The organism is Streptococcus oralis subsp. dentisani, from assembly GCF_002096335.1.
In the GTDB taxonomy this organism is placed as follows: Bacteria; Bacillota; Bacilli; order Lactobacillales; family Streptococcaceae; genus Streptococcus; species Streptococcus oralis_Z.
Genome location: NZ_NCUW01000029.1, coordinates 83709 through 100432 on the forward strand (window position 1 = coordinate 83709; position 16724 = coordinate 100432).

The window sequence follows — 16724 nt, forward strand, 5'->3', positions numbered from 1 at the left end:
ATTTCCTCTTTTCTTTTTCTAAAACATCCTTATCTTAGGGACGTTTCCATTTAATCACATATTTTTCACTAATATCGACCAATTTCATACCGAGAAGGCTGATAATCGACACCAGAATAATAATGGCAAACATAGTATCATACTGAAACAGTTTCTTGGACTGAATCATGTAAACACCTAGTCCTTCAAAGCCTCCCAACCACTCAGATACCACTGTTGTGATAAAGGCGTAGGAGACACTGACCCTCAGACCTGCATAAAAGTAGGGCAGGCTGACAGGGATTTTAAAATGCCACAGGATTTGCCAAGGCTTGGCCCGCATCAGACTAAACAAGGTCAGCATATCCTTGTCACAATGCCTAAAACCGTCCAAGATACTGACGATGATAGGGAAGGTTGTCGTCAGGATAATCAAGACAATCTTGGGCAAAATCCCATAGCCTAGCCACAAGACCAAGATAGGCGCTATGGCAATGGTCGGAATGGTCTGAACAACCACCATCATAGGGTAAATCAAGTCATTGAGCCAAGAGAGACTATCCATGAGCACCGCCATAAGACAGGCAATCAAGACTCCTAAGACTAGACCTAGCAAAGCCACTCTCAAGGTCGCCCAGCTATGGTACCAGAGAAATTCTCTGTCACGCATAAAGGACTGGAGGATCTCAAGAGGAGTTGGCAGGATAAACTTGGGTAAAAGTTTGAATATTCCTGCTAACTGCCAGACCGACAAGACTCCGAGAAATCCCAAAAGACTAATCTGTCGTCTCATCATACTTTTCAAGCTTCTCATCAATACTTAAAATCTCTCCTACATTTATTTTGACATTGGCAAAGACATTATCTGCCTCCTGCCCAGCCACTTCAAGCGCCTCTTTGAGAATACGCATAAGCTCATCAAAATCTCCTTCCAAGACCGTTTCAAAGGGTGTCACCACCATGGTCACGGACTGAGCTTGCAGATAAGCAATCACTTGATCGATAATAGCGATTCGATCAATCCCCTGTGATAGGGGTAAGACTTGCAAGGCAATGCTTGCTTTCATAAAAACCTCCTCTTCTCAGTTTTTCTTTTTGACAAAAAGAAAAACCTTTGCCATATATGGAAAAGGTGCAGAATTCGGCTAAGTATCGTTCCCTACGCTGGCATTACCCAGATCAGGTGCGGTCGAAGTTTAACACTTCCTCTCAGACTGTACACAGACTCCCATATCTTATATGGACATATAGTAACGCAAATACAAGGAAAAGTCAAGGAAACTGTTTACAGAAAAACATGAAAAAGAGTTTGAAGCCAATTGCTCCAAACTCTTTCTTAACTTTCTTATTTAGCCTCGTACCAGGTTGCCCCTTCATTCTCATCAGCGATGAGGGGAACACTGAGTTGGATGGCTTCTTCCATGGTTTGTTTCACTAAAGCTTTGACGGCTGCTAGTTCTGATTTCGGAACCTCAAGGACGATTTCATCATGCACTTGCAAGAGCATCTTGGTCTGATAGCCACCTTCAACTAGAGCTTTGTCTAGCTGAATCATAGCAATTTTGAGAATATCTGCTGCAGATCCCTGGATAGGGGAGTTGATAGCTGTCCGCTCTGCAAAACCACGAATGTTAAAGTTGCGCGAATTAATATCTGGCAACTCGCGGCGACGCTTGAAGAGGGTCTCTACATAGCCCTTATCACGCGCTTCACGTACCACTTCTTCCATATAGTTTTTGATTCCAGGAAAACGTTCAAAATAGGTATCAATGTAGGCTTTGGCCTTCTTACGACTAATACCAAGATTGTTTGCCAAGCCAAAATCTGAAATTCCGTAAACCACTCCAAAGTTGACAGCCTTGGCATTGCGACGGTCATTTGGAGTGACATCCTCAGGGCGTTCAATTCCAAAGACACGCATGGCTGTCGAGGTATGGATATCCGCTCCCTCTTGAAAGGCCTTAATTAAGTGCTCATCTTTAGAGATATGCGCCAAAACTCGCAACTCAATCTGTGAATAGTCAGAGCTGAGTAGGACACTATCCTGCCACTCTGGCACGAAAGCCTTACGAATGAGGCGACCTTGTTCCAACCGAACAGGAATATTTTGCAAGTTTGGATCGACACTAGACAGACGCCCTGTCTGAGTCAAATCCTGCACATAGCGCGTGTGAATCTTGCCATCAGCTAAAATCCAATCCTGCAAACCAATCACATAAGTCGACTGAATCTTAGCAATCTGGCGATAATCTAAAATTTTCTTGACGATTGGGGCAATAGGAGCTAGGCGCTCTAAGACATCCACCGCTGTCGAGTAACCTGTCTTGGTTTTCTTGGTGTACTCTAGAGGAAGACCAAGTTTTTCAAAGAGAAGCACGCCCAACTGCTTAGGCGAGTTGATATTAAACTCCTCACCAGCTAGCTCATAAATCTCTTGAGTCAGTTGCTCAATGACGACCTCATTTTCAGCTTGCATCTCAAGCAGGGTTTCTTTTTTGACCTTGATTCCAGCAATTTCCATCTTGGCAAGGACAAAAGCCAGAGGTTGCTCCATGTCATAGAGAAGGTCTAACTGCCCATGTTCACTGAGTTTTTCAAGTAAAACCGGCTCAGTCTCAGCCAATACAGCAACCTTGCGAGCCAAGTGCTCCAAGAATTTCTCGCGTTCAGGAATGGCCCTCTTGACACCCTTGCCATAGAAAGTCTCATCATCGACCATGTAAGTCTGACCATAAAGACTCGCAATGGTTGAAATTTCATTATTCTCGACAGTAGAGAGAAGGTATTTGGCCAAACGACTGTCAAAAGCAGGGGCCTGCAGGTTCAAGCCCAAGCGATTTAAAAGAACCTTAGCTTTTTTAAAGTCATACACTTTCAGAGGTGTTTTTTCTAGAAATTCCTTGAAAATCGGCTCCTGCAAGAGCTCAAGTTTATCTGTAGCATAGAGCTTGTCTCCACAAGACCATGCAAAGCCAACCAAGTCATCTGTATGGTAATTCTCACCAAAAAGCTCAAAGTGGAAGATGGAGTCTGCGCTCATCATGTCTTGACTGACTTGCTCAACAATAGGGAAATCTAAATTTTCAGGTGCATCCGTCGACGAAACATTTAAAGATTGCTTAAGTTGTTTAAAGCCCATTTCATCGTAGAATTTTCCGAGATTTTCCACATCTGGTCCACTATAGAGCAAATCATCAAGGCCAATCTCAATCGGTGCATTTGTCTCAATTGTCGCCAATGTTTTAGACAGGAAGGCTTGTTCCTTGTCATTGATGAGATTTTCCTTCATCTTAGAAGCCTTCATCCCATCGATATTCTCATAAATACCTTCGAGCGAGCCGTGTTCTAGCAAAAGCTTGATTCCCGTCTTTTCACCGATTTTCGTGACACCAGGGATATTATCAGACTTATCCCCCATAAGAGCCTTAAGATCAATGAACTGAGCTGGTGTGAGTCCCATCTTTTCCATAAGGTAATCTGGTGTAAAGGCCTCAAACTCAGCCACACCTTTCTTGGAAATCTCGACCACTGTATTCTCATCTGTCAACTGGATCAAGTCCTTGTCCCCGCTGACGATGGTCACATCGAAGGAATCTTTCTCAGCCAAACGACCTAGAGTCCCGATGATATCATCCGCCTCATACTGAGGCAGCTCATAGTGGCGAATTCCAAGATGGTCTAACAACTCACGAATGAAGGGAAATTGCTCACGAAACTCATCTGGAGTTTTAGCACGACCACCCTTGTAGTCTGCATACATCTCTGTTCGGAAAGTCGTCTTACCTGCATCAAAAGCTACCAAAACATGACTGGGTTCAACTCGCTCCAAGACATGATTTAACATGAGTTGAAAGCCATAGATGGCATTGGTATGAAGGCCATTAGCATTTTTAAATCGATCAAGTTGCTGATAGAGCGCAAAAAAAGCTCGAAAAGCAACAGAAGATCCATCAATCAATAATAATTTTTTCTTGTCCATACACCCATTATAAAGGAAAGCGGGGAAAAATACCATCGGAAAGAATAGGCAAATAGTCGTGAAGTTCTTTTTTTATATTCTTTCTAGATTCTAGCTCCGTTACTATCTACTCGATAGCCATCCACAGTGGTATTCACTGCTAAAGCCCCCGAAGCATTGACGTAGTAATGCTTTCCTCCTACTTGGAACCACTGACTAGACTTCATAGCCCCTGAACTCTCCAAATAATACCATGTTCCGTTTTCCTTGAGCCATCCTGTCTGCATCTCCCCCGATGCCTTTAGATAGTACCAATGCGAACTATCCTTTACCCAACCTGTTGACATGGTCCCATTGTCTTTAAAGTGATACCAACTGCCGTTTATTTTCTTCCAACCAGTTGCGAGTTTCCCGTTCTCACGGTAATTCCAAATACCGTTTTGCTTCTTCCAACCATTCTCCACCGATTCTGTTTCCGTATGCTGGACGTATCTTCTCGTTCCACTATAGGATAGGTAGCTGAGCCATTTATAACCGTTCTTTTCTACGATTTGGTCGTAGCTAACATTTTCACCAGGATAGTAGTAGTCAATAACTTGTGCTGTACTTGACGGCTGGTTTCGAATAGCAGATTTTTGAGTAAACGTGTGAGTCCCACTAGACGCCAACCCTGACCTGGTAGGATTGCCAGTTCTACCACCATTCCCTACCAAGTCCTTAAAATGGATAAAGCCTGTCATAGAGCTAACTTTTACGCTTCGACGATTGTATTTCTCCCTAACGCCATAGTTATACTCTTCGATTTCAATCGTGTCTCCTGATACATTAGATACCCAGGCCACATGCCCGTAGTAACCTTCTGTAGACCAAGCAATAGATCCAACTTCTGGCTTAGTATCCACACGATAGCCTTCTCGCTTTGCACGATATCCCCATTCATTCGCATTTCCGTAGGCAGGAGGAATCTCAAAGCCATTCACACTACTCAAGCGAAAGGCCGCAAAAGATGTACACTGGCGAGAATACATCCGCCATTGATCGATTTCAACACTACCGTTTTTGTAATGAATCGGATAGTCATCTCCACGCGCTACACTGTCAGCCTGAACCGATTCACCACCAAACAAAAAAGTACTCGTAACGAACAAAGTAGCCAGTCCTACACCCAACTGAGTATATCCACTCTTCTTAACTCCTGATTTTAAAAACGTCATTCATTCTCCTTAATAATATAAATTTCCGAGGTTACCCTCGTTTATACTATTCGGGAGAAAAAGAAAAAAGTGAGCAAAGCTCACTTCATTTTAGGATTCTTGGTCTAGATAGCGAATTAAATTCTTTTCTGTCAAGATATCTGAGTAGGTGAAGGATTCCACATAGACATTGGTTTGTTTGTCTCCCTCAACGTCCCCAAATTCAACGATAAATAGAGACGGATAAACCTCAATTAGCTTACCCAATCTATTTTTTTGGCGCTTACGGCCATTCTCCAAAGTCATTTCAACGACTTGTCCCTCATGTGCCTTGATTTCTTCTTTGATTTTTTTCATCTTGGCTACATCTGTAAATGCATCTGACATCTTATGCCTCCCTCTTTGAGATACTTGAAAATTTATTGTATTCTTTTTGGAAAATCAATTCCACCGTTCCACGAGCTCCACTACGGTTTTTCTCGATGATAACCTCTACCTTGTTATTTGGAATTCCTTCCTCTTCTTCACCCGCACGATCATAGTAGTCGTCACGGTATAGAAAGGCTACGATATCCGCATCCTGCTCGATGGAACCCGATTCACGAATATCAGACAAGACCGGTCTCTTATCCTGACGCTGTTCCACACCACGAGATAACTGACTGAGAGCAATAACTGGAACCTTTAGTTCCTTTGCTAGGATTTTCAACTGACGAGAAATTTCAGAGACTTCTTGTTGCCGATTCTCACGACCAGTCCCTGTGATAAGCTGTAGGTAGTCTATCAAAATCAAGCCTAGATTGCCTGTTTCTTGAGCCAGTTTACGTGAGCGCGAACGAATTTCCGTAATCCGAATCCCTGGCGTATCATCGATATAGATACTCGCGTTGGCTAGGTTCCCTTGAGCAATGGTATATTTTTGCCACTCCTCGTCGGTCAATTGACCAGTACGGATAGAATGAGACTCCACCAAACCTTCTGCTGCCAACATACGGTCTACTAGGCTTTCTGCACCCATTTCCAGTGAAAAAATAGCTACCGTCTTGTCCAACTTGGTTCCAATATTCTGAGCAATGTTCAAAGCAAAGGCTGTTTTACCGACCGCAGGACGAGCTGCTATAATAATCAGTTCCTCCTCATGCAATCCGGTCGTCATATGGTCCAAATCACGATAACCTGTCGCAATACCTGTAATATCAGTTGTTTGTTGTGACCGAACTTCTAGATTCCCAAAGTTGATATTCAGAATATCTCGGATATTCTTGAAACCACTACGATTGGCGTTTTCGCTAACATCAATGAGTCCCTTTTCAGCTTGAGCGATGATTTCATCTACAGGTTTAGAAGCTTCATAGGCTTGGTTGACAGACTCTGTCAACTTGGAAATCAAGCGACGTAGCATAGACTTTTCGGCTACAATTTTAGCATAATACTCTGCATTAGCTGAAGTTGGTACAGAGTTGACAATTTCAACAAGGTAGGACAAGCCACCAATATTTTGCAGTTCTCCTTGGCTATCCAAAATCGTCCGAACTGTCGTCGCATCAATTGCTTCCCCACGATCCGACAAGTCCGCCATCGCTTGGAAAATCAACCGATGAGCATACTTAAAGAAGTCTCGAGAATCAATGTATTCCCGTACAAAAACGAGCTTACTCTCATCTATAAAAATAGCCCCCAGAACAGATTGTTCTGCCAAAATATCCTGAGGTTGAACTCGTAGTTCTTCTACTTCTGCCATCCGACTTTCCTTCCTTTTACAATCTTGTCAAGAAGTTGTAAACTTACCCTTCCTTTACACGAAGATTGATGACACTTGTAACATCTTGATAAATCTTCACTGGTACATCAATCAAACCAACTGCTCGAATTGGTGCTTTTACTTGAATGTGACGTTTGTCAATCTTGATACCAAATTGCTTTTGCAATTCTTCCGCAATCTTCTTGTTAGTGATGGAGCCAAATGTACGACCATCTGGTCCAACCTTTTCAACGAACTCTACAACAGTCTCCTCTGCTTCAAGCTTGGCCTTGATGGCCTTTGCTTCAGCAATCATCTCTGCATGAGCTTTTTCTTCAGATTTTTGTTTTCCACGCAACTCGCCCACTGCTTGAGCAGTTGCTTCCTTGGCCAAATTCTTTTTAATCAGGAAGTTTTGAGCGTAGCCAGTTGGCACTTCCTTGATTTCGCCTTTTTTCCCTTTTCCTTTAACATCTGCTAAAAAGATTACTTTCATTCTTCTTTCTCCTTTTCCTTTAGTTCATCCAAAACAAGTTGAGTCAATTTTTCTCCTGCTTCTGACAGACTCATATTCTCGATTTGCGCAGCAGCTAGATTAAAGTGACCACCGCCACCCAACTCTTCCATAATGCGTTGTACATTGATTTTACTGCGACTTCGAGCTGAGATTGAGATAAATCCTTGTGTATTTTTCGCTAGAACGAAGCTGGCTTCAATACCGGACATGGCCAACATAGCATCGGCAGCCTTACTGATGACAACTGTGTCATAGGTAATCGAGTCCTTAGCTTGGGCAATCAAGACATCTGAACCCAATTTACGACCTTGTAAAATGAGTTCATTTACTTCACGGTACTCTTCAAAATCTGTCGCAGCAATCTCCTGGATAGCAATACTATCGCTTCCACGTGTCCGAAGGTAGCTAGCAACATCAAAGGTTCGACTCGTTACTCGAGATGTAAAGTTTTTGGTATCCAGCATCATACCAGCCATCAGTACACTGGCCTGCATACGACTCAAACGATTCTTCTTAGAATTTTGGAACTGAATCAATTCTGTTACCAACTCACTCGCACTACTTGCTCCACTTTCGATATAGGTGATTACTGCATTCTCTGGAAAATCCTGATCACGTCGATGGTGGTCAATGATGATGGTTTGAGTAAACAAATCATAAAAACCTTTGGACAAGGTCAAAGCCGTCTTCGAATGATCCACTAAAATCAACAACGAACGATTTGTAACTGAGTTCATCGCATTAGCCAAAGGCAAGAGCTTGGTGACACCCTCTTTTTCCAAGAAGTTGATAGCCCGCTCAATATCTGGCGACATTTGATCTGCATCGTAGACTGCATAGCTGTCTTCTGTAATATTGCTCGCAAACAACTGCATACCAACCGCAGACCCCAAGGCATCCATATCTAGATTCTTATGACCAACTACAAATACCTGATCCACACTGCGAATCTTATCTGAAATAGCTGTCATCATGGCTCTCGTACGTGTTCTTGTTCTCTTAACAGAGGCTGCAGAGCCACCACCAAAATAGACAGGATTCTTGGTTTCATCATTCTCCTTGACAACTACTTGGTCCCCGCCACGAACCTCAGCCAAGTTCAAGTTCCTTAAAGCAACTTTCCCTATCTCATCATGATTTCCATCACCATAAGAAAAGCCCATGCTCAAGGTCAATGGCAACTGTCTCTGCTTTGCCTCCTCACGAAAGGCATCAATCACAGAGAATTTATCATTCATCAAGCCCTCAAGAACTGTGTAATCAGTAAATAAATAAAAGCGGTCCATGCCCACACGACGAGAAAACATAGCGTATTTACTAGCAAACTCTGAAACAAAATTTGCCACAAAACTATTAATATGACTGATATCGGAGTCGGAGGTTGCATCTTCCAGATCATCGTAGTTGTCTACCGAGATAACCCCAATCACTGGTCGACTAGTTACCAATTCGACAGTTGCTTCGTATTCCCCTGAAACGTCAAAGAAATACAGGACACCTGAAGTCTTATCCATATGAACGGCATAGCGTGTTTCCCCCAAGGTAGCGTAAGAACCAGGGTTCCCCACAGAAGCCTTTATGATGGTTTGAATCAAGTCAACATCAATTTCGCCTTCTTCAGTCGTTAAAATCAACTCAGCATAAGGATTAAACCATTCGACTTCGCCAGTAGATAAGTCTAATTTCAGAACACCAACCGGCATTTGTTCGAGCAGCGTGTTTAAGCTATCTTCCGCTTGATGATTTACATATTGGATTTGTTCAATTTCGCTCTTTTCATACTGTTTTTTTTGCCAGATGAATAAAAGCAGATAAAGAAGTACAAATAAAAACAAGGCACTGATCGTTACAGCAATATTTTGTGAAAAAATAATCAGCATTGTTAAGGTTCCGAAAGTTGCAATCCCTAGTAGAACCGCAGAAATCGGAGTTAAATTATTTTTTTTCATTCTAAACCTCTTGCGCATTATTATATCACAAAAGCCCTTAAAAAGCGACCTTTAAAAAATGATAAGCCTCCTTTTCCTTATTGATTTTTTATGGTTTTAATGCAAAAAGGAGGATAAGCCCATTATCCTCCTGCACATCTATATACTCTGGTTACTATCACCTAACGTTCCACGATAAGAGCAATTCCCATCCCTCCCCCGATACAGAGAGTAGCTAAACCAGTTTTAGCATCACGTTTCATCATCTCATGTACCAGAGTCACTAGGATACGGCAACCTGAAGCCCCAATTGGGTGACCAAGAGCAATCGCGCCACCATTGACATTGACAATATCTGTGTTAAAGCCAAGTGTTTTCCCAACCGCACAAGCCTGAGCAGCAAAGGCTTCATTTGACTCGATCAAGTCGAGATCATCAACTGTCAAATTGCCTTTTTCAAGAGCTTTACGGGTCGCATAAATCGGTCCACAACCCATAATCTTAGGATCCAAACCTGCACTTGCATACGAACGAATGCGCGCAATGACTGGAAGTCCCAATTCTTCAGCTTTTTCAGCACTCATGACCAAGACAGCCGCCGCTCCGTCATTGATACCTGAGGCATTCCCTGCGGTAACAGAACCGTCTTTTTTGAAAACAGGACGTAGCTTAGACAGACTCTCCAAGCTAGCATCTTTTCTAGGAAATTCATCTGTATCAAAGACGATAGGATCGCCTTTACGTTGAGGAATGACCACCGGAACAATCTCTTCCTTAAAGCGTCCAGATTCTATAGCCGCCACGGCTCGTTTCTGTGACTCCAAAGCAAGCGCATCTTGATCATCACGGCTAATACCATATTCTGCGGCCACATTCTCAGCTGTAATCCCCATATGGTATTCGTTAAAGGCATCAGACAAACCGTCCTTAATCATGGTATCTACTACTTTCGAATCTCCCATACGGCCGCCCCAACGGAAGCTTGGCAAAACATATGGAGCCTGGCTCATGTTTTCTGCACCACCAGCCACGACAATATCTGCATCTCCGCACTGAATCGCTTGAGCAGCTAACTGCACTGCCTTCAAACCGGAACCACAAACCTTATTAATGGTAAAGGCTGGTGTATATTCAGGAAGCCCAGCATGAATACTCATTTGGCGAGCCACGTTTTGGCCTAAACCTGCGCCTAGGACATTCCCCATAATCACTTCATCTACCTGCTCTGGTTTAATATTCGCTTTTTCCAAAGCACTCTTAATTACCAAAGATCCCAAATCAACAGCAGAAACATTCTTCAAACTCCCGCCAAAGGAACCTAAAGGTGTTCGCACCGCCGAAACAATAACTACGTCTTTCATGACTACCTCCATTTGAAACTATAAAATCCAAGATCTAACACTAGAAGAGCTCAACCGAAAACAAAAAGTGATTTACACAAATGTAAACCACTTTTACACAGCTGTCAAGATTTTATGATTCCTTAACTTCTAGCAAACCAACTTCACCATCCTCGCGACGATACAAAACATTTGTTGTTTGATCCTCTACGTCTACATAGATAAAGAAATCATGTCCCAACAAGTCCATTTGAAGAAGCGCTTCTTCCAAATCCATTGGTTTCAAATCAATTTGTTTTGAACGAACCACTTTTGGCTGCACAACATTTGCATCTTCAACTAGAGCATCTGTAAAGAGTTGGCTTGTTGCAACCTTATTTTTATTCTTGCGTTCGATTTTTGTTTTATTTTTTCGAATCTGGCGTTCAATTTTATCTGTTACAAGATCGATAGAACCATACATATCTTGAGAAATATCTTCTGCACGAAGAGTAATTGACCCAAGTGGAATTGTTACTTCAACTTTTGCTGTTTTTTCACGGTAAACTTTCAAGTTGACACGTACATCCAACTCTTGTTCAGGTTGAAAATATTTTTCGATCTTTTCGAGTTTAGAAACTACATAATTGCGAATTGCTTCTGTTACTTCTAGGTTTTCACCACGGATACTATATTTAATCATATAAGTACCTTCTTTCTAAACATTTTTATTTTTCTAACTATATTATAACGCTTTCATTTTCATTTTGCAAATTTTTTCCTCATCTTACAAGGGAAAAAGTTTTGACTTCCAAAACACCTGCCTCTTCAAAAAGTCGCTTCACACGATTGATAGTCGCTCCTGTCGTATAGATGTCATCAATGAGCAAAATCTTCTTAGGAAGAGGGGCTTCCGTTTTGATATAAAATGGAATTTCAGTAGCTAATCTTTCTGAGCGATTCTTAGAAGAACTAGCTTTCTCTTCTCTTTTTCCTAATAAGTCTTTACAAGGAAATCCCGCTGCCTCAATCAAACCTTCAACCTGGTTAAATCCTCTCTCAAGCAATCTTTCAGGACTTAGGGGAATTACTACAAATTCATAGCCTCTATACTTTTTCAACTCATTAGCAAGAACAGGAGCAAAAACCTTTCTAAGCAGAAAATCCCCATCAAACTTATATCGACTAAAGAAGTCTTTCATAGCTTGATTATAGGTAAATATCGCTTTATGGCTAACTTGAATTCCTTCTTTACACCAAAATTTACAATCTTGACACTTTGTTGACAGATCTATTTTCATGCAGTTCGGGCAATGATCCTCACCTATCTTCTCAAAAGCAGAATCACAAGCTGAACAAAGATAGTTGCGCTCATTCTTCAACAACAAGAGATGACTAAAAGTCAAGTCACTCTTTGTGGTCTGTCCACATAATAAACAGTTCATAATCCCGCCTCCTTGTTCATCTGCTTGATTTCCTTGATTGCCTTTTTGATGGATGTATTTAATCCATCATGAAAGAAGAGTAACTCACCAGTCGGTCTATCCATACTGCGCCCAACTCGCCCTCCAATCTGAATCAAACTTGACTTGGTAAAGAGACGATGATTAGCTTCCACTACAAAAACATCGACACAAGGGAAGGTAACTCCACGCTCCAAAATTGTTGTACTGATCAGTATCGTCAACTCTCCATCTCGAAAATCTTGTACCTGCTCTAATCGATTTTCTGTGACAGAGGACACAAAGCCAATTTTTTCATTTGGAAAATGCTCTTGCAGGAGTTCTTTCAACCTCTCACCTTTCTGAATCTCTGATGCAAAAATTAGAAGTGGGTAACCTGTTTTTCTCTGCTTCTTAATGTAGGTCTTTAACCTAGGTGACAACTGACTCTTATCTAAATAACAATTAAAATCCGATAACCAAACTGGCTTTGGAATAATCAATGGATTTCCATGAAACCGTCTTGGCAAGCTCAATCGTTTTAATTCTCCTGTGCGAACCTTCTTATCTAACTCATCTGTAGAAGTCGCTGTAAGGAATATCCTTAACCCCTCCATCTTTACACATTGGTTTACAGCATAGTAAAGCACAGAGTTGTCAACATAAGGAAAGGCATCTACTTCATCCACTATCAGCAAGTCAAAAGCATGATGAAATTTTAACAACTGATGAGTCGTTGCAACAACTAGTGGTGTTCGAAAATAAGGTTCTGACTCACCATGAAGTAGTGCTATGTCGCAAGCAAAGTCATTCTGAAGTCGCTTATACAATTCCAAACACACATCGATTCGAGGACTGGCCAAGCAAACTGCGCCACCATCATCAATCACTTTGGCCACAACTTGGTAAATCATCTCTGTCTTTCCAGCACCTGTCACAGCATGAACTAAAATCGGTTCTTTCTTTTCGACTGCTTGAATCAACCCCTCTGATACCTTCTCCTGAAAAGGTGTTAACTGACCACGCCATTTGAGAACATCTTGCTTAGGAAAATCTTCCTGCGGAAAATAGTATAAAGCTTGATCGCTCCTAACTCGCTTCATCAATAAACACTCCCTACAATAGTAAGCACCTATAGGCAAATGCCATTCTTCTAGAATACTACTATTACAACGTTGACAAAACAGTTTCCCTTTCTCTTTTCTCATTGCTGGTAGTTTCATCGCCACCTGTCGTTCTTCTTTAGTTAATTCTTTCTCAGTAAACAAGCGACCGAGATAGTTTGGATTTACTTTCATACTTCTTTATTCGTAAAAATCTAGCGCTTTAGATAATTTTTTAGTACAATTAAATCATGGAATTTAGAACAATTAAAGAGGACGGGCAAGTCCAAGAAGAAATCAAAAAATCCCGCTTTATCTGTCACGCAAAGCGTGTCTATAGTGAAGAAGAGGCTCGTGACTTTATCACTACCATCAAAAAAGAACACTACAAAGCCACCCATAACTGCTCTGCTTTCATTGTAGGGGAACGCAGTGAAATCAAGCGTACGAGTGATGACGGCGAGCCTAGTGGTACTGCTGGAGTCCCTATGCTTGGCGTCTTAGAAAATCATAATCTTACGAATGTCTGCGTAGTGGTTACCCGCTACTTTGGGGGAATTAAGTTAGGCGCTGGCGGTTTGATTCGCGCTTACGCAGGAAGCGTAGCTTTGGCTGTCAAAGAAATTGGTATTATTGAAATCAAAGAGCAAGCTGGCATAGCCATTCAGATGTCTTACGCTCAATACCAAGAGTACAGTAACTTCCTTAAAGAACATAATCTCATGGAACTCGAGACAACCTTCACAGATCAAATTGATACCATAATTTATGTTGATAAGGAAGAGAAAGAAAATACCAAGGCTGCTCTTGTGGAGTTTTTTAATGGAAAGGTTACTTTAACAGATCAAGGTTTACGAGAAGTTGAAGTTCCTGTAAACTTAGTGTAAACAAAGGAGAACAATATGACATTTGGGAAATTCATTCAAGGACTCGCTGGTAACTTTAGCGAGCAAAACAAAGAAACTCTTATCAAAGAATATGGACAATATCTACTAGAAAATGAAGAAATTCAAAGTGGATATAAACTGATTCGTGACTCAATTATATTTACAAATATCCGTATTATCTTTACAGATAAGCAAGGGGCTACGGGTCGCAAGATGTCTGTTAAATCAATCTTTTTGATGAACATTGTTAACGTTGAAATGGAAACTGCAGGAGTAGGTATAGATGATAGTGAAATTACTATTACTTATTTAGAAAATGTCTTTCTAAAAGCACATAATGAGCATTTTAGTGCTCATAAATTTGAATTTCCTAAGAAAACGGATATTGTTCCACTTTATACCTATTTATTAGAATTGGCTTATCACAATCGACTAAAAATTAATGGCTTAGATCTGTGATATAAAAAAATCCTATCGCTTCGATAGGATTTCTATATTTTACAAATAGCCTTGAGCGCGTTATACTAGTATCATCTTATACAAAGAGGTATATCTATGACTATTTATAACAATATCACTGAACTAATCGGACAAACACCAATTGTTAAACTTAATAATATTGTTCCAGAAGGTGCCGCAGACGTCTATGTTAAGCTAGAAGCTTTTAACCCTGGATCGTCAGTAAAAGACCGTATTGCCCTTAGCATGATTGAAAAGGCTGAGCAGGATGGCATTCTAAAACCCGGTGCTACTATTGTTGAAGCAACGAGTGGAAACACTGGTATCGGTCTTTCATGGGTTGGTGCCGCTAAAGGATATAAAGTTGTTATCGTCATGCCTGAAACGATGAGTGTGGAACGACGTAAGATTATCCAAGCCTATGGTGCTGAACTCGTCCTCACTCCTGGTAGCGAAGGAATGAAAGGGGCTATTGCCAAAGCTCAGGAAATCGCTGCTGAACGTGACGGCTTCCTTCCACTCCAATTTAATAACCCAGCTAACCCAGAAGTGCACGAAAGAACAACAGGAGCTGAAATACTAGCTGCTTTCGGTTCTGATGGACTAGATGCCTTTGTAGGTGGTGTTGGTACCGGTGGAACGATCTCAGGTGTTTCTCATGCATTAAAAGCTGTCAATCCAAACATTCAAGTTTTTGCGGTTGAAGCTGATGAATCCGCAATTTTGTCTGGTGAAAAACCAGGACCTCACAAAATTCAAGGTATCTCAGCTGGATTTATTCCTGAAACACTTGATACAAAAGCCTATGACGGTATTGTCCGTGTAACATCAGATGATGCACTCACACTTGGCCGTGAAATTGGTGGAAAAGAAGGCTTCCTTGTTGGAATTTCTTCAGCTGCAGCGATTTACGGGGCAATTGAGGTTGCTAAGAAATTAGGTACAGGTAAGAAAGTCCTTGCTTTAGCACCAGATAACGGCGAACGTTATCTGTCTACAGCACTCTATGAATTTGAAGTGTAGTCTCCTAAATGCACTTAGCCCTTATTAAAGGGCTTTTTGTTTACTCATTATAGAGGCTACTCTCTAAAACAAAAAAAGGAAGCAAATTGCTTCCTTTTCTTTTAGTTATTCAAGGCTGCTGCCATTGTAGCTGCAACTTCTGCTTCGAAGTCGTTCGCAGCTTTCTCAATTCCTTCACCAACTTCAAAGCGAGCGAACTCAACTACTGAAGCGTTAACTGAATCAAGGTATGCTTCAACTGTCTTGCTGTCGTCCATGATGTAGACTTGTGCTAGAAGTGTGTATGCTTGGTCAACTTTAGTGTTGTCGAGCATGAAGCGGTCCATTTTACCTGGGATGATTTTGTCCCAGATTTTTTCTGGTTTGCCTTCTACAGCCAATTCAGCTTTGATGTCAGCTTCAGCTTGAGCAATTACTTCGTCAGTCAATTGAGCTTTTGATCCATACTTCAAGTGTGGAAGTGCTGGCTTACCAACCATAGCGCGACTTTCGTTATCTTGGTCAATTACATGGTTCAATTGTGCCAACTCATCTTTAACGAATTGTTCGTCCAATTCTTTGTATGAAAGAACTGTTGGTTTCATCGCAGCGATGTGCATTGAAATTTGTTTAGCAAGCGCTTCGTCTCCACCTTCAATAACAGAGATAACACCGATACGGCCACCATTGTGTTGGTATGCTCCAAAGTGTTGTGCATCTGTTTTTTCAAGCAAAGCAAAACGGCGGAATGAGATTTTTTCACCGATTGTAGCTGTTGCAGATACATATGCAGCTTCAAGAGTTTCACCTGAAGGCATTGTCAAAGCAAGAGCTTCTTCGTTGTTAGCTGGTTTTCCTTCAGCGATTACTTTAGCTGTAGCGTTTACCAAGTCAACAAATTGAGCATTTTTCGCAACAAAGTCAGTTTCAGCATTTACTTCAACTACTGCTGCAACGTTACCGTTAACAAATACACCAGTCAAACCTTCTGCAGCAACGCGGTCAGCTTTCTTAGCTGCCTTAGCCATACCTTTTTCACGAAGCAATTCAATCGCTTTTTCGATGTCACCGTCTGTTTCTACAAGCGCTTTTTTAGCGTCCATAACACCGGCACCAGATTTTTCACGCAACTCTTTTACAAGTTTAGCTGTAATTTCTGCCATTTTGATTCTCCTATATTTTTTAAAAATAGGAGA

General features: G+C 41.4%; 16 protein-coding genes. 3 read left to right on the forward strand and 13 right to left on the reverse strand.

The genetic code is table 11. The annotated features are described in order from the left end of the window. Positions 1-34 precede the first annotated feature (34 nt). The 12 genes from B7709_RS05125 to B7709_RS05180 all read right to left on the reverse strand — a co-directional run bounded on the left by B7709_RS05125 (position 35) and on the right by B7709_RS05180 (position 13375). The gene (locus B7709_RS05125; RefSeq protein WP_162279160.1) at positions 35-793 is read right to left on the reverse strand and encodes an ABC transporter permease; all 759 of its coding nucleotides are present in this window, start codon (positions 791-793) and stop codon (positions 35-37) included. Then, complete coding sequence (locus tag B7709_RS05130; protein WP_084971975.1) at positions 756-1046, reverse strand: thiamine-binding protein; 291 nt, start codon at positions 1044-1046, stop codon at positions 756-758. The genes B7709_RS05125 and B7709_RS05130 overlap by 38 nt, the downstream gene beginning before the upstream one ends. A 278-nt stretch (positions 1047-1324) precedes the next feature. After that, positions 1325-3958: a DNA polymerase I gene (gene polA, locus B7709_RS05135; protein ID WP_084971976.1), complete on the reverse strand. Its 2634-nt coding sequence runs from the start codon at positions 3956-3958 to the stop codon at positions 1325-1327. Positions 3959-4041: 83 nt separating this feature from the next. After that, entirely contained in the window at positions 4042-5151 is a 1110-nt protein-coding gene (locus B7709_RS05140) for an SH3 domain-containing protein (RefSeq protein ID WP_084971977.1), read from the reverse strand. A 90-nt stretch (positions 5152-5241) separates the two neighbouring features. Continuing rightward, on the reverse strand, positions 5242-5517 hold the full coding sequence (locus tag B7709_RS05145) for a Veg family protein (RefSeq protein ID WP_084971978.1): 276 nt from the start codon (positions 5515-5517) through the stop codon (positions 5242-5244). Between the two features lies 1 nt (position 5518). Further along, positions 5519-6871 carry a replicative DNA helicase gene (dnaB, locus tag B7709_RS05150; RefSeq protein WP_084971979.1) on the reverse strand — a complete coding sequence of 451 codons (1353 nt, stop codon included), beginning with the start codon at positions 6869-6871 and terminating at the stop codon, positions 5519-5521. Between the two features lie 43 nt (positions 6872-6914). Further along, a complete protein-coding gene (rplI, locus tag B7709_RS05155; protein ID WP_000864209.1) occupies positions 6915-7367 on the reverse strand; it encodes a 50S ribosomal protein L9 in 453 nt (150 codons plus the stop codon). Then, entirely contained in the window at positions 7364-9337 is a 1974-nt protein-coding gene (locus B7709_RS05160; protein ID WP_084971980.1) for a DHH family phosphoesterase, read from the reverse strand. Before B7709_RS05160 ends, rplI begins: the two co-directional genes overlap by 4 nt. Before the next feature lie 161 nt (positions 9338-9498). Then, positions 9499-10677, reverse strand: a complete 1179-nt coding sequence (locus tag B7709_RS05165) for an acetyl-CoA C-acetyltransferase (protein ID WP_084971981.1) — start codon at positions 10675-10677, stop codon at positions 9499-9501. A 112-nt stretch (positions 10678-10789) separates the two neighbouring features. Next, positions 10790-11338, reverse strand: coding sequence for a ribosome hibernation-promoting factor, HPF/YfiA family (gene hpf, locus B7709_RS05170; protein ID WP_084971982.1), 549 nt, complete (start codon positions 11336-11338; stop codon positions 10790-10792). A gap of 79 nt (positions 11339-11417) precedes the next feature. Next, complete coding sequence (locus B7709_RS05175) at positions 11418-12080, reverse strand: ComF family protein (protein WP_084971983.1); 663 nt, start codon at positions 12078-12080, stop codon at positions 11418-11420. Then, complete coding sequence (locus tag B7709_RS05180; protein WP_084971984.1) at positions 12077-13375, reverse strand: ATP-dependent helicase ComFA; 1299 nt, start codon at positions 13373-13375, stop codon at positions 12077-12079. Before B7709_RS05180 ends, B7709_RS05175 begins: the two co-directional genes overlap by 4 nt. 56 nt (positions 13376-13431) lie before the next feature. Here B7709_RS05180 and B7709_RS05185 point away from each other — a divergent pair, with 56 nt between their 5' ends. The 3 genes from B7709_RS05185 to cysK all read left to right on the forward strand — a co-directional run bounded on the left by B7709_RS05185 (position 13432) and on the right by cysK (position 15549). Further along, the gene (locus B7709_RS05185; RefSeq protein WP_084971985.1) at positions 13432-14067 is read left to right on the forward strand and encodes a YigZ family protein; all 636 of its coding nucleotides are present in this window, start codon (positions 13432-13434) and stop codon (positions 14065-14067) included. 15 nt (positions 14068-14082) lie between these two features. Further along, complete coding sequence (locus tag B7709_RS05190) at positions 14083-14526, forward strand: PH domain-containing protein (protein ID WP_084971986.1); 444 nt, start codon at positions 14083-14085, stop codon at positions 14524-14526. Between the two features lie 96 nt (positions 14527-14622). Then, complete coding sequence (cysK, locus tag B7709_RS05195) at positions 14623-15549, forward strand: cysteine synthase A (protein ID WP_084971987.1); 927 nt, start codon at positions 14623-14625, stop codon at positions 15547-15549. A 101-nt stretch (positions 15550-15650) separates the two neighbouring features. Here the strand turns inward: cysK and tsf are convergent, their stop codons facing one another. Continuing rightward, positions 15651-16691 (reverse strand): translation elongation factor Ts, encoded by a 1041-nt coding sequence (gene tsf, locus B7709_RS05200; RefSeq protein WP_084971988.1) that lies wholly within the window; start codon positions 16689-16691, stop codon positions 15651-15653. Positions 16692-16724 lie beyond the last annotated feature (33 nt).

Coding starts and splice junctions, on each gene's coding strand:
- B7709_RS05125 (WP_162279160.1), bottom strand. CDS start 793: ATGAGAAGCTTGAAAAGTATGATGAGACGACAGATTAGTCTTTTGGGA.
- B7709_RS05130 (WP_084971975.1), bottom strand. CDS start 1,046: ATGAAAGCAAGCATTGCCTTGCAAGTCTTACCCCTATCACAGGGGATT.
- polA (WP_084971976.1), bottom strand. CDS start 3,958: ATGGACAAGAAAAAATTATTATTGATTGATGGATCTTCTGTTGCTTTT.
- B7709_RS05140 (WP_084971977.1), bottom strand. CDS start 5,151: ATGACGTTTTTAAAATCAGGAGTTAAGAAGAGTGGATATACTCAGTTG.
- B7709_RS05145 (WP_084971978.1), bottom strand. CDS start 5,517: ATGTCAGATGCATTTACAGATGTAGCCAAGATGAAAAAAATCAAAGAA.
- dnaB (WP_084971979.1), bottom strand. CDS start 6,871: ATGGCAGAAGTAGAAGAACTACGAGTTCAACCTCAGGATATTTTGGCA.
- rplI (WP_000864209.1), bottom strand. CDS start 7,367: ATGAAAGTAATCTTTTTAGCAGATGTTAAAGGAAAAGGGAAAAAAGGC.
- B7709_RS05160 (WP_084971980.1), bottom strand. CDS start 9,337: ATGAAAAAAAATAATTTAACTCCGATTTCTGCGGTTCTACTAGGGATT.
- B7709_RS05165 (WP_084971981.1), bottom strand. CDS start 10,677: ATGAAAGACGTAGTTATTGTTTCGGCGGTGCGAACACCTTTAGGTTCC.
- hpf (WP_084971982.1), bottom strand. CDS start 11,338: ATGATTAAATATAGTATCCGTGGTGAAAACCTAGAAGTAACAGAAGCA.
- B7709_RS05175 (WP_084971983.1), bottom strand. CDS start 12,080: ATGAACTGTTTATTATGTGGACAGACCACAAAGAGTGACTTGACTTTT.
- B7709_RS05180 (WP_084971984.1), bottom strand. CDS start 13,375: ATGAAAGTAAATCCAAACTATCTCGGTCGCTTGTTTACTGAGAAAGAA.
- B7709_RS05185 (WP_084971985.1), top strand. CDS start 13,432: ATGGAATTTAGAACAATTAAAGAGGACGGGCAAGTCCAAGAAGAAATC.
- B7709_RS05190 (WP_084971986.1), top strand. CDS start 14,083: ATGACATTTGGGAAATTCATTCAAGGACTCGCTGGTAACTTTAGCGAG.
- cysK (WP_084971987.1), top strand. CDS start 14,623: ATGACTATTTATAACAATATCACTGAACTAATCGGACAAACACCAATT.
- tsf (WP_084971988.1), bottom strand. CDS start 16,691: ATGGCAGAAATTACAGCTAAACTTGTAAAAGAGTTGCGTGAAAAATCT.